At 37.1% G+C, this 12,223-nt stretch carries 13 protein-coding genes; 2 read left to right on the top strand and 11 right to left on the bottom strand.

Annotated features, from left to right (window positions below; genetic code table 11):
• Nucleotides 1-5 precede the first annotated feature (5 nt).
• The 11 genes from prwr041_RS00220 to prwr041_RS00170 form a co-directional block, all read right to left on the bottom strand.
• A complete protein-coding gene (locus prwr041_RS00220; RefSeq protein WP_207154351.1) occupies nucleotides 6-1,160 on the bottom strand; it encodes a glycosyltransferase in 1,155 nt (384 codons plus the stop codon).
• A 33-nt stretch (nucleotides 1,161-1,193) separates the two neighbouring features.
• Nucleotides 1,194-2,351 carry a diaminopimelate decarboxylase gene (lysA, locus tag prwr041_RS00215; protein ID WP_207154350.1) on the bottom strand — a complete coding sequence of 386 codons (1,158 nt, stop codon included), beginning with the start codon at nucleotides 2,349-2,351 and terminating at the stop codon, nucleotides 1,194-1,196.
• Between the two features lie 47 nt (nucleotides 2,352-2,398).
• Nucleotides 2,399-3,718 (bottom strand): aspartate kinase, encoded by a 1,320-nt coding sequence (locus tag prwr041_RS00210; protein ID WP_207154349.1) that lies wholly within the window; start codon nucleotides 3,716-3,718, stop codon nucleotides 2,399-2,401.
• 49 nt (nucleotides 3,719-3,767) lie between these two features.
• Entirely contained in the window at nucleotides 3,768-4,496 is a 729-nt protein-coding gene (locus prwr041_RS00205) for a cell division ATP-binding protein FtsE (RefSeq protein WP_207154348.1), read from the bottom strand.
• Between the two features lie 29 nt (nucleotides 4,497-4,525).
• On the bottom strand, nucleotides 4,526-5,173 hold the full coding sequence (hisIE, locus tag prwr041_RS00200) for a bifunctional phosphoribosyl-AMP cyclohydrolase/phosphoribosyl-ATP diphosphatase HisIE (RefSeq protein WP_207154347.1): 648 nt from the start codon (nucleotides 5,171-5,173) through the stop codon (nucleotides 4,526-4,528).
• 10 nt (nucleotides 5,174-5,183) lie between these two features.
• Nucleotides 5,184-5,945 (bottom strand): imidazole glycerol phosphate synthase subunit HisF, encoded by a 762-nt coding sequence (gene hisF / locus prwr041_RS00195; protein WP_207154346.1) that lies wholly within the window; start codon nucleotides 5,943-5,945, stop codon nucleotides 5,184-5,186.
• Entirely contained in the window at nucleotides 5,942-6,658 is a 717-nt protein-coding gene (hisA, locus tag prwr041_RS00190; protein WP_207154345.1) for a 1-(5-phosphoribosyl)-5-[(5-phosphoribosylamino)methylideneamino]imidazole-4-carboxamide isomerase, read from the bottom strand. The genes hisF and hisA overlap by 4 nt, the downstream gene beginning before the upstream one ends.
• A 12-nt stretch (nucleotides 6,659-6,670) precedes the next feature.
• Nucleotides 6,671-7,279 (bottom strand): imidazole glycerol phosphate synthase subunit HisH, encoded by a 609-nt coding sequence (gene hisH / locus prwr041_RS00185; RefSeq protein WP_207154344.1) that lies wholly within the window; start codon nucleotides 7,277-7,279, stop codon nucleotides 6,671-6,673.
• A 7-nt stretch (nucleotides 7,280-7,286) separates the two neighbouring features.
• Nucleotides 7,287-8,150 carry a formyltetrahydrofolate deformylase gene (gene purU, locus prwr041_RS00180; protein WP_207154343.1) on the bottom strand — a complete coding sequence of 288 codons (864 nt, stop codon included), beginning with the start codon at nucleotides 8,148-8,150 and terminating at the stop codon, nucleotides 7,287-7,289.
• A gap of 177 nt (nucleotides 8,151-8,327) precedes the next feature.
• Entirely contained in the window at nucleotides 8,328-8,855 is a 528-nt protein-coding gene (locus prwr041_RS00175) for an FHA domain-containing protein (RefSeq protein ID WP_207154342.1), read from the bottom strand.
• A 12-nt stretch (nucleotides 8,856-8,867) separates the two neighbouring features.
• Entirely contained in the window at nucleotides 8,868-9,896 is a 1,029-nt protein-coding gene (locus prwr041_RS00170) for an HU domain-containing protein (protein WP_207154341.1), read from the bottom strand.
• A gap of 417 nt (nucleotides 9,897-10,313) precedes the next feature.
• On the opposite strand from prwr041_RS00170, the gene rfbC reads away from it, so the two are divergent.
• Nucleotides 10,314-10,862: a dTDP-4-dehydrorhamnose 3,5-epimerase gene (gene rfbC / locus prwr041_RS00165; protein ID WP_207154340.1), complete on the top strand. Its 549-nt coding sequence runs from the start codon at nucleotides 10,314-10,316 to the stop codon at nucleotides 10,860-10,862.
• 11 nt (nucleotides 10,863-10,873) lie between these two features.
• Nucleotides 10,874-12,223, top strand: a complete 1,350-nt coding sequence (locus prwr041_RS00160; protein ID WP_207154339.1) for a UDP-glucose dehydrogenase family protein — start codon at nucleotides 10,874-10,876, stop codon at nucleotides 12,221-12,223.

The raw sequence follows: 12,223 nt of genomic DNA, 5'->3' as shown, positions 1-12,223 counted from the left end.
ACGAATTAAAGTTTATGACTTGTGAAGTCGTTCTTATCAGCATGTATATAACTAATCTTATATCTAATGTTGTTCCATGCCAGTTTAAGTTCAGAGAAAAACATTATGCCAGCCGGAATATCTTCGTCAAGTTGCTTAATAGCTCTGTTTGCAAATATTGTTCTTGTTATTATTAACAATAACAATGATAAACCACTTGCGCCTGTTAATATCCAATTTTGTTGAATTACAGAATAAACGATAGCAGTTAAAGAAACGATAAGACTCAAGTGAAGCATCATGTTGCAGAAAAACATATATATACGATTTCCTTTATGCCCCATAAGCAGACTACGTGAAGCCCTGAAATATATGCTTTTATTGTGCCATGTCTTTCTCGTAGGTTCATCTTCATATAGCCATGAGCTCCTGCGTGCATCAACAGTTGTATTCATATCCTTAGCATATTTGTTTACCAAAAAGTCGTATTCACCTCTAAGTAATTGTAGGTTACCTCTGAATCCTTCTTCATTCATGAACTGTTGCTTATGGAATGCAATGTTCTGGCAGTTTGTAGCCCAAGCCTTTCCTTTTTGCGCACTATAAAGTCTATTGTTTGCAATCAAAGCATGTTCAAATCTCCAAAATTTTCGTGTGTTGTTGTCAAGAGATGTATATCCCATTACGAAATCAGTTCCAGGCTTCATGTTCTCTGTGAAAGAAGAAAGCCACTTTTCATCAAGAGGTTTACAGCAAGGATCAGTAACGATAATCCAATCTGTCTTAGCGGCTTTTACTCCGATAGTGATCGCTAATTTCTTTCTGCTCATGTAGCGTGATGATTCAGGAAGATATGTAGCATAAAGATTCTTGTTTTCAGGTATAAGCCTGTTCATCAAGTCTTCTGTTTCCCTGTCGTTCCTGTCGGCAATCACGATAATTTTGAAATCGCCTTTATAATCTTGATTTAGAAATGCAGGAAGATTGCGTTGTAAGTCTGTAGAGTCATCATGTGTGGGAATGATAATGCTGACAGGAATAGGATTGTCATTAATGTCATTCTCGTTATTTTCTGATTCGTATATTTTTATTCTATGCAAAAAGGGACTTGCCAGCGATGCTACTATTGCCAGCAAGATTACGATTATTCCTAATATTATTGTTAATTGATCTATTATCATAAAATTTTTCCCGTAACAATATTCTGGGAACGTTTATAGTTCCTCTGTTATATATCCTTTAGGGAGTTGACGGCAGTTATATTGACTAGCCATAATCTCTCCGTAAGCTCCTGCACTTCTTAAAGCCAGAAGATCACCACGTTTTGTTTTATTCAGGTCTATAGCCTTAGCAAAAACATCACTTGACTCACAAATAGGTCCAACAACATCATAAGTCTCATTTGGCTCATCACTGCTGATGTTCTCTATTTTATGATATGCTTGATACAAAGCAGGACGTATGAGGTCTGTCATGCCAGCGTCTACAATAGCAAATTGTTTCACGCTTCCTTGCTTTATATATAGGGTCTTGGTGATTAGACTTCCACATTGTGCCACAACAGCACGACCAAGTTCAAAATGTAGCTTTTGACCATTACGAAGTTTGAGATGGCGTGCGTATGTATCGAAATAAGACTTGAAATCAGGAATCGGCTCTCTGTTTGGATGATCATAACTTATACCAAGTCCACCACCTACATTGATATTTTCCACTTTAATGTGATGACCCTCAAGTTGATCTTGAAGTTCGTTTATCCTATTGCACAATGAAATGAAATCATTCATGTTCAGAATCTGACTTCCAATATGGAAATGCAGACCTATGAACTTTACATTCTTCATTTTAGAAGCCTCTTCAATGACGTTTTCCATATCACGCATGGCGATACCAAACTTGTTTTCAGCCAGACCGGTAGTAATGTTAGCATGTGTATGTGCGCCAACATCAGGATTTATGCGAAAGGCTATCTTTGCAATCTTACCTTTATTTCCAGCAAGTTCATTTATGACTTCTAGTTCAGGAATACTCTCAACATTGAAGCAGAAGATATCCTTGTCTAGTCCGAGATTGATTTCCCAGTCGCTTTTTCCAACACCGGCATAGACAATCTTGCTTGTAGGGAATCCAGCTTCAATAGAAGCCTTGATCTCTCCACCACTAACGCAGTCTGCACCAAGCCCTGATTGACATATTATATTAAGAACCTTAGGATTGGCATTCGCTTTTATAGCATAATGCACAATAAAGTTCTCGTGTTTGCCAGCTTCCATATTTATAGATGCAAGAGTCTGTCGCAACAGATTCGTGTCATAATAATAGAAGGGTGTCCGTATTCCCTGAAATTTATCTATATTAAATTTACCTTTCATCTTTGTCGTATTTTCGGTGTGCGTGTTGTGTAATGTGTTTATATTACTTATTTATTGAAAAGTACGTCGCTTAGATTTTGAAGTGCACGCTTCTTGTCAGCCTCACGAATAAGGAATGATATGTTGTAATTGCTTCCACCGTAAGAAATCATTCTTACAGGAATACTCTTCATTGCGTCAAGAGCCAAAGTTTCGAATCCAAGGTTACTCCAATCAAGGTCTCCTACAACGCAGATAATACACATATCGCTGTCAACAGTTACAGTTCCGTATTTTTTAAGTTCATCAACAATCTCGTTAAGGTGAGTTTGGTTGTCGATGCTCATAGAAACGCCAACTTCACTAGTAGCTATCATATCGATAGGAGTCTGGTAACTTTCGAAAATTTCGAATACCTTACGTAAGAAGCCTGTTGCCAATAGCATGCGACTACTCTTAATCTTTACAGCTGTGATATTGTCTTTAGCTGCAACAGCTTTGATTTTACCTTTTACGATTACGTTGTCAATAATCGTGCCTTCAGCCTGTGGATCCATCGTATTCTTCAATCTAACAGGAATACCTGAATATTTAGCAGGTTGCACGCATGTAGGATGAAGAATCTTAGCACCGAAATAAGCAAGTTCGGCAGCTTCTTCGAAATTAAGTTGGCGAAGAGCTTCTGTCTTATCTACGATTCTAGGATCATTGTTGTGCATGCCATCAATATCTGTCCAAATCTGTATTTCATCTGCAGGTAGGGCTGCACCGATAAGAGAAGCTGTATAGTCACTACCTCCTCGTTGCAAGTTGTCTACCTCTCCGTAAGCGTTGCGACATATAAAGCCTTGAGTAATATAAATCTGGTTGCCTTCGTTATCTTTCATAACATCAGCTAACTTATCTTTAATATATTGAGGATCAGGCTCTGCATTCTTATCAGTACGCATGAAGTCAAGTGCATTAAGCAGAACAGCCTTAACACCAGTTTCTTGAAGGTAATTCACAACCATATTGGTGCTCATTATTTCGCCTTGAGCAACAATGCTCTTTTCTTCAAAGCTTGTGAAAAGGTCTTTAGTAAAAGAGCGAAGATATTCAAACTCTCCATGGAGGAAGTCTTTAGTCTTTTGCTTATATTCATCTGTAGAGTAAACTTCCTCTACATGTTGCATATATTTAGTTTCGAGCTTATTTATAATCTCGTTAGCACCGTCTGGATTTTTCTTGTACAGATAGTCAGAAATCTCAACCAAAGAATTAGTTGTTCCACTCATGGCTGAAAGAACGATAAATGTAGGTTCACCTGATTCCGTTACGAGAGAGGCTACACTCTTCATGCGTTCAGGTGATCCGACAGAAGTACCTCCAAATTTCATTACCTTCATAATAAATAGTAATATTTAGTTTAGATGTTAATATCTTTTTTATTTGCTTTTATGAGTCGCTTTGAGCTGCATCCTCACTTAAATCCATATGATTATATTCTGTTGTGACGTCTTTAATTTCTCCGTCTTTGCATCTGTATACAATGCCTGGAAATTTATCGAGCATCGGTATGTTATGAGTAGACATTATCACGGCTGTTCCTGTAGTCGTGATGTCCTTCAGCAGACTAATAATGTTGCTGGCTGTCTCCGGGTCAAGATTGCCAGTAGGTTCATCAGCAATGATTATTTTTGGTTTGTTCAGAATAGCTCTTGCTATTGCAATACGTTGCTGTTCTCCACCAGAAAGCTCATGCGGAAGTTTATCTATCTTGTCAAGCATGCCTACATCAGTCAACACGCTTTCTATACGTTCACATATTTCTTTTTTATCTTTCCAACCTGTAGAGCGCAGTACAAATTCTAGATTCTTTCTTACTGTGCGTTCATGAAGAAGTTTAAAGTCCTGAAATATAATACCCATTTCTTTTCTTAAAGCAGGTATTTCGCGCCTTTTAAGAGTTATTAGGTTACGTTCAAGGACCTCAGCTTGCTGACTTTCTTTGTCATCGTAAATGTCGAGTTCGCAATATAAAGTCTTTAGCAGACTACTTTTACCAGAACCGACCTTACCTATAATATATATAAATTCACCTTCATCTACATGAAAGTTTACATCTTTTAGTATCAGGCTTTCACCTTGGTACACATCAACATTGTTATAATTAATCAAACTCATACTATAATGTCTTTGTCAATCTTGTTGTATTATTCCATTTCACCTTTACTCTTAGCTATTCTGCGCGCTTTGTCCCAATCAGGGTTATGACGTTTTAGCAGTTCCATAGCAACATCTTCTATTCTTAATCCTTTACTTGATAACAAAACTATAAGGTGATAAAGCATATCTGATGCTTCGTAAATCATTTTGCCGTCAGTTCCAGCCGTAGCCTCAATAACAGTTTCGAGAGCTTCCTCTCCAACTTTCTGAGCCATTCTGTTTACGCCCTTTTTAAACAAACTTGTTGTGTAACTTCCTTCTGGCATATCTTTGTGGCGCTTGTTTATAAAGTCTTGTAATTCACTAAGAAAGAGTATTGGGTTATAATTATTATCTTCAGCCCAACAAGTATCTGTTCCCTTATGGCATGTAGGACCGTCTGGATGAACACTTACAAGTAGGGTGTCGTTGTCACAATCTATCTTAATATCAACAAGATTAAGAAAATTACCACTTGTCTCACCTTTTGTCCAAAGACAATTGCGAGAGCGACTCCAAAAAGTAACCTTTTTAGTGTCTATAGTCTTGTTGTAGGCCTCTTCGTTCATGTATCCAAGCATGAGAACATTTTTAGTAACTGCATCTTGGATGATTGCCGGTACAAGACCATTCATTTTATCGAAATCAATCTTCATAATCAATCAGTTATATTCTTACGTTAATACCTTCATTATGAAGGTAGTGCTTTAAATCTGAAATCTTTATTTCACCAAAGTGGAAAACACTTGCTGCTAATGCCGCATCAGCTTTACCTATTGTGAAGGCATCTCTGAAATGCTCTTTAGTTCCTGCTCCGCCACTTGCTATGACGGGTATGCTAACCTCTTCTGAGAGTTTTGCCAATGCTTCGTTAGCAAATCCTTGTTTCACTCCATCATGGTTCATACTTGTGAATAGTATTTCTCCAGCTCCACGATCAGCTACTTCTTTAGCCCATTCAAACAAGCCTCTATCAGTGCGTTCTCTTCCACCTTTAACATAACAATGCCATCCGTCTTCATCTAGACGTGCATCAATGGCGCATACACAGACCTGAGAGCCATAATGGCTTGAAATCTCATTTATAAGTGTTGGATTTCTTAATGCAGAACTGTTAATGCTTACTTTATCGGCTCCTGCATTCAGCAGTCTTGCTACATCTTTCAGTTCATTGATACCCCCACCAACAGTGAAAGGGATATTTATCTCAGCAGCGACTCTTGTAACCATATCTGTAAACGTCTTTCTGCCTTCATAACTTGCTGTAATATCTAGAAATACTAGTTCGTCAGCTCCAGCTTTACTGTAAGCCTTGCCTAATTCCACTGGATCCCCGGCACTTCGTAGATTTATGAAGTTGGTTCCTTTTACAGTTTCTCCATTCTTCACGTCAAGACATGGTATGATACGTTTAGCAAGTCCTTTCATATTGTCAACGACTTTATATCAATTTTACCTTCATAGAAGGCTTTACCAAATACGACAGCAGGTATTCCTGCATTATTCAAGTCGGTAATATCTTCGTTTGATGATACACCTCCACTTGCTATAAGATGTAGATGTGGATAGGCTTTCATTATATCTTTATATAAATTGATGGCTGGACCTTGTAATGTTCCGTCTTTGCTTATCTCGGTACATAATACATTTTTTACGCCTTTATCAACATATTGTTTGAGAAATGGCAGCAGTTCTTCTGAAGAGTCTTCTTTCCAACCATTAATAGAAATCTTTCCGTTTCTAACGTCTGCTCCAAGAATAAGTCTTTCTGCACCGTATATCTCAATCCATTCAAGAAATAGTTGTCGGTTTGTAACCGCTACACTTCCTATGGTTACCATGCTAGCCCCAGCCTCAAAAGCTTTCTCAAGATCATCCTTTGCCTTTATTCCACCACCAAAGTCAACGATTAAATTTGTAGCTTTTGTTATTTCCTTCAAAACTCCATCGTTAACGATATGCTTAGATTTAGCTCCGTCCAGATCAACGACATGAAGACGCTTGAATCCTAACTTCTCAAAATTCATCGCAACCTCGACAGGGTTATCATTATAAACCTTCTTTTGGTTGTAGTCTCCTTTGGTAAGTCGGACGCATTGCCCATTTATTATATCTATTGCTGGTATGAGTTCAATATTCATATAGTAGTGTTGTTACATATTAAGAAAATTCTTCAATATCTGTTCTCCTACGTCTCCACTCTTTTCAGGATGAAACTGGCATGTATAGAAATTACCCTTGTGCATGCATGCAGAGTAGGGTAGTATATAGTCTGCTGTTGCTATGGTGTTCTCACAAACTGGTACATAGTAGCTGTGTACAAAATATACGTATGGATGTTTCCCAAGATCTTTAAGTAAAACATTTGCAGCATCGTCTTTTTCGTCAGCCATGTATATTTCTTCCCATCCCATAGCTGGCACTTTATCCTCATGCTGTGTTGGCTGGAATCTTTTAACATCTGCATCAAATATTCCAATGCAATCAACATCGCCCTCTTCTGAATGGCGGCATAATAGTTGCTGACCTACACAAATGCCAAGAACGGGCTGTCTGAGGTTTTTTATCACCTTGTCTAGTCCGTGCGCTTTTAAATATGTCATAGCTTCAAGTGCATTTCCTTGTCCTGGAAATATCACTTTGTCAGCGTTTTGCAGTTCATCTGCACTGTCTGTCAGAATAGGTATGATTCCTAGTCTTTTTATTGCATTTACGACAGAATAGATGTTGCCAGCATTATATTTTACGATCGCAACATTCATATTGAAATTATGAGAATATAATCGTTTTATTATGATATGTGAGAATCTTACGCTCAATATGCTTTGTTACAGCACGACTGAGTACAATCTTTTCTAAATCCTTTCCTTTTAGGACTAGACTTTCTGGTGTATCCTTATGGCTTATACGAGTTACATCTTGGTCTATAATAGGACCAGCATCAAGTTCGGCTGTGACATAATGACTTGTTGCACCAATGATTTTCACACCGCGTTCCCATGCTTGGTGGTATGGTTTAGCGCCAACAAATGCTGGCAGAAAAGAGTGATGTATATTAATGATATGGTTAGGATATTTGTTTATTATCTCATCGCTTATTATCTGCATATAACGAGCTAAAACAATAAATGTAACCCTTTCCTTCTTTAATAGTTCCATTTCGGCAGCTTCAACTTCTGCTTTATTGCTATGGTCTTTCTTGATTGACCAAATGTAATAAGGAATATCGAATTGTTCTGCCACATATCTCAAGTCTTCATGATTACTTACAATGCAAGGAATCTCTACGTTCCATTCTCCAGCTTTGTATCTTGCCAAAAGATCATAGAGACAATGACTCATTTTACTTACGAAAATTGCCATGCGTGGCTTGTCATCGTTGAAGTAAAGATTAAATTCCATACTGTACCTCTTTGCATACAAAGTGGAAATAATATCCTCAATCTTTTCTCTAGGAATAGTGAACTTTTCGAGTTCCCATTCAAGACGCATGAAAAACATGCCGTCCTCTCTGTCAACATATTGATCAAGATATACAATATTACCATGATTATCTGTGATAAACTTGGTAACTTCGCTTATGATGCCCTGCTCGTCAGGACAATGGAGGAGCAATATAGCTGTGGGTTTCATTCTAAATCTTTCAAATTGTTACTTAATTTCTATATATCCTTTACAATTGCAAAGATAGATATTTTAATTAAGAAAAAAGAACATACAACGTGATTTTTTCTTAATCTGTAATTTATGCGAATTTTATGTCAATTAGAATGTTATATTGATGCATCGTATATGAAAATACGCAAGATATCAATCTTTGTCGGCTTCTCTTAATATGATACTTGTTGCACCGATAGTGAATAGAGATCCGTCTTCGATTACGCGACGTTCACGGTCTCCCAATATCTCGTTGTCTACAAAAGTTCCTGTATAACTAGGACCGTCACGAAGCACATATTTAAGTCTGCCTTTTTTATCGCGGCTGACATTTATTATGCAATGATTCATATCAATACTTGGGTCATTGGTTTCGATAGGACAATTTATACCACTGTTCTTCATATATCGTCCAATTATGTTATCACCAATTTGCAAAGGAATTACCTGTTTGTAATGGAACACATTTTCTATTACAACAATAGATCCGTAACCATTCTCATTTGATTGTTCGTCTATTTTCTCTTCCTTTTGTGTATTGCGAAGTTTTGAAACACCTATACGTATACCAAATTGTTTGTTACATTCTGGACATTCAAATACTAATGACTGTCCTGGCTGATATTTAGTTTCGTCGAAAGTGATGAAATTATCACATTTTGGACAACGTACTCGTTTCATAAATTAATTTTGTTATTTTATATGCATTACCCAACAATCAGCAAAATCTGCCTTGTCGTTGAGCTTGTTTAAAGCCGCTCTTGCGTCTTCTTTTGATTGGTATTCGCCGTATATTACTTTGGTACCACTGTTTCTGCAAAGAACTTCAGCTTCGTTGTAACCTTTTTTATGTAGTTTTTCTACATATTCGGCTGCATTCTTCTTTGCTACACGGCTAGCAAGAACAACACAATAATAAGAAGTTACCTTCTTACTTACGTTTTCTTTAGAGCAACTTTGTATCTTATTTACTTTTGCGACATTAGTCTTTGTTGTAAGCGCTTTAGTTATGTCGTGCTCTGTATTGCCTACAGTTATATCTTTAGGCATTATGCGAGTAAGTAATTCTGTATTTATCTTGTTTCCAGAAATAGAAGCCATTTCCCCATTTCCAAGAGATGATGGCACAAGCAAGAATGCAAATAATGCTATGCAAGCTACAGCTATATTACGTACAATACTTCTTCGGATAGTGTATGTCTTTTCTTCTTCCTCTGTATCTGTGTAAAAGTCTATTATCTTGGATGTGTTTTGCAATGTGCTAATCACTTCTTCTGATTTAGTATTTTCATCTTCCGACTCAGTTAGTACTGGCATCTGAAAACTTCCAAGTCCATATAGGTTTGGTGTTAAAAGTCCTGCTTCACAAGGTTCAAAAGTGTAACTGCCTTCTTGGCTGATTTTTAGCGTTCCTATATCTGTTAACTCAAAGTATCCCTCATTGTCAAGAATTTGCTTCATTTCGTCAGTTTCCTTTTCGATTCTACGCACTGCTTCTGGATAGCTTATATCATAAGCCTCTACATAAGATTGTGCAAGAAGTGAATCGTTGATTTTCAACTGAGGATTGAAACCTATAGAACGGGTGGGTGGTAGGAATGAATTATCCCTAATATCATAATGAGCTTCACAATAATGTGCCATGAATCCTCCGAAATTTGGGATGATAACACAATCATTGCTAAGCAATAATATTTCTATATGTCTTTCTAGTTCTATCACGTTTGCAAAATTAATGTTTTTATTTCAACATTCAAAGCTTTTATGCAAAAAATAATCTCAAATATTTTTTTTGTAGTTTTTGTTTTGTAAAGTCATTTTTTTATGTTATATTGGGGAACATATTTATATTTGATATTGATCTTTTGTGCTTGATTTTTATGATGCAATAGCTAGCGTCTAGCACTTTATTTAATGTATTTAAGACTGTATCTCTGGATAAAAAAACAAAAAACTTCTGATTTTATTTTGTTCTTCTCTTAACTTGCATTATCTTTGCACAAGATATGTTAGACTTGGAATGGCATTCCGTCTGGCTTGATGATTCTGATTTAATTTGAATTATCTTTGATTTGATTATAGTGGTGTCAGGTGTTGTTTTTTACTTGTTCACCCTTTATATAAGTATTGATACGTAGTATGGAATATAGAAAAACAGAGATAGACGGTGTATATGTATTAGAACCCCGTGTGTTCAATGATGCCCGTGGTTATTTCTTTGAAGCATGGAAGAAGGAAGAATTTGAGGAACATGTAGGAACGGTTGATTTCATACAAGATAATGAATCTAAATCATCTTATGGTGTGTTGCGAGGACTTCATTATCAGAAAGGAACATTTTCTCAAGCAAAACTTGTGCGTGTTATAAAAGGTAAAGTGCTCGATGTCGCTGTAGATATACGCAAGAGCAGTCCTACTTTTGGAAAACATGTTATGGTTGAACTTTCTGACGAGAATAAGCGTCAATTCTTTATTCCACGTGGCTTTGCACATGGTTTTTTGGTGCTTAGCGACGAAGCTATATTTACATATAAAGTAGACAATATTTATGCTCCTCAGCATGAAGCAAGTATTCGTTGGAACGACGAAGAAATAAATATCCAGTGGCCTATTGATATTAAAGATGTCATTACGTCTGAAAAGGATCTGAAGGCTTCTTCTTTGAAGGATGCTGAATTGTTTGACTAATATTTATCACTATGAACATAGCTATTGTTGGAACCGGATATGTAGGACTTGTATCAGGAACTTGTTTTGCTGATACGGGTGCTATTGTTACCTGTGTTGATGTTGATAAAGATAAGATAGAAAGACTTCAGCGTGGTGATATTCCTATTTACGAACCTGGACTTGACGAACTTGTAGTCAAGAATGTTAAGGCTGGTCGCTTGAAATTCACGACATCTTTGGCTGAAATTCTTAATGAGCAGGAAATTGTCTTTTCTGCTGTTGGTACACCTCCTGATGAAGATGGTTCTGCTGACCTTAAATATGTACTGCAAGTTGCTCGTACGATAGGGCAAAACCTCAATAAATATATTGTTGTTGTTACTAAAAGTACGGTTCCTGTTGGTACCGCAGCCAAAGTGAGATCTGCAATTCAAGAAGAATTGGACAATAGAGGTGTTGATATTAAATTTGATGTTGCAAGTAATCCTGAATTTCTCAAAGAAGGTAATGCGATAAAAGATTTTATGAGTCCTGATCGTGTTGTCGTAGGAGTTGAAAGCGATAAGGCTAAACAGATGCTTACGCGTCTTTACAAACCGTTTCTTATTAATAACTTCCGTGTTATATTCATGGATATTCCAAGTGCCGAAATGACAAAGTATGCCGCAAATTCAATGTTGGCTACAAGAATATCGTTTATGAATGATATTGCTAATCTTTGTGAACTAGTCGGTGCCGATGTTAATATGGTCAGACAGGGTATTGGGTCTGATACAAGAATAGGACGTAAATTCTTATATGCCGGATGTGGTTATGGTGGAAGCTGTTTCCCGAAAGATGTGAAAGCTTTGATAAAAACGGCTGATAATAGTGGTTATTCAATGGAAGTGTTGAAGGCTGTTGAAAGAGTGAATGAACATCAAAAGACTATTCTTTTTGAGAAACTTAAATCTTCGTTGGGGAATCTTGAAGATAGTAACATTGCCATTTGGGGGCTGTCGTTCAAACCTGAGACCGATGACATGCGTGAGAGTACTGCATTGGTAATGCTTTCGTTATTGCTTAAGTCTGGTTGTCATGTGCGTGTATATGATCCTGTTGCTATGGATGAATGCCGTAGACGCTTATCTGTAATAGCTACGGATAATACGGATTTTGCTCATTTTGTAAATAATATAGAATATTGCCGTGATATGTATGAGGCAACACTTGATGCTGATGCTTTGTTGCTATTGACCGAGTGGAAAGAATTCCGCTTGCCTAGCTGGGACGTTATATCTCGTTCTATGCGGAATCAACTTGTACTGGATGGTCGTAATATTTTTGACTCAGAAGAATTGGCAGATGCCGGATTCGAATATCATTGCATAGGTCGTTAG

Origin of the sequence: Prevotella herbatica (genome assembly GCF_017347605.1) — a bacterium.
GTDB lineage: Bacteria > Bacteroidota > Bacteroidia > Bacteroidales > Bacteroidaceae > Prevotella > Prevotella herbatica.
The sequence above is the reverse complement of the archived record's forward strand: the minus strand, read 5'-3'. Positions and strand labels throughout refer to the sequence as shown.

Bases quoted from the DNA above. Each gene is read 5' to 3' on its own strand.
- prwr041_RS00220 (WP_207154351.1), bottom strand. From the start codon at position 1,160: ATGATAATAGATCAATTAACAATAATATTAGGAATAATCGTAATCTTG.
- lysA (WP_207154350.1), bottom strand. From the start codon at position 2,351: ATGAAAGGTAAATTTAATATAGATAAATTTCAGGGAATACGGACACCC.
- prwr041_RS00210 (WP_207154349.1), bottom strand. From the start codon at position 3,718: ATGAAGGTAATGAAATTTGGAGGTACTTCTGTCGGATCACCTGAACGC.
- prwr041_RS00205 (WP_207154348.1), bottom strand. From the start codon at position 4,496: ATGAGTTTGATTAATTATAACAATGTTGATGTGTACCAAGGTGAAAGC.
- hisIE (WP_207154347.1), bottom strand. From the start codon at position 5,173: ATGAAGATTGATTTCGATAAAATGAATGGTCTTGTACCGGCAATCATC.
- hisF (WP_207154346.1), bottom strand. From the start codon at position 5,945: ATGAAAGGACTTGCTAAACGTATCATACCATGTCTTGACGTGAAGAAT.
- hisA (WP_207154345.1), bottom strand. From the start codon at position 6,658: ATGAATATTGAACTCATACCAGCAATAGATATAATAAATGGGCAATGC.
- hisH (WP_207154344.1), bottom strand. From the start codon at position 7,279: ATGAATGTTGCGATCGTAAAATATAATGCTGGCAACATCTATTCTGTC.
- purU (WP_207154343.1), bottom strand. From the start codon at position 8,150: ATGAAACCCACAGCTATATTGCTCCTCCATTGTCCTGACGAGCAGGGC.
- prwr041_RS00175 (WP_207154342.1), bottom strand. From the start codon at position 8,855: ATGAAACGAGTACGTTGTCCAAAATGTGATAATTTCATCACTTTCGAC.
- rfbC (WP_207154340.1), top strand. From the start codon at position 10,314: ATGGAATATAGAAAAACAGAGATAGACGGTGTATATGTATTAGAACCC.
- prwr041_RS00160 (WP_207154339.1), top strand. From the start codon at position 10,874: ATGAACATAGCTATTGTTGGAACCGGATATGTAGGACTTGTATCAGGA.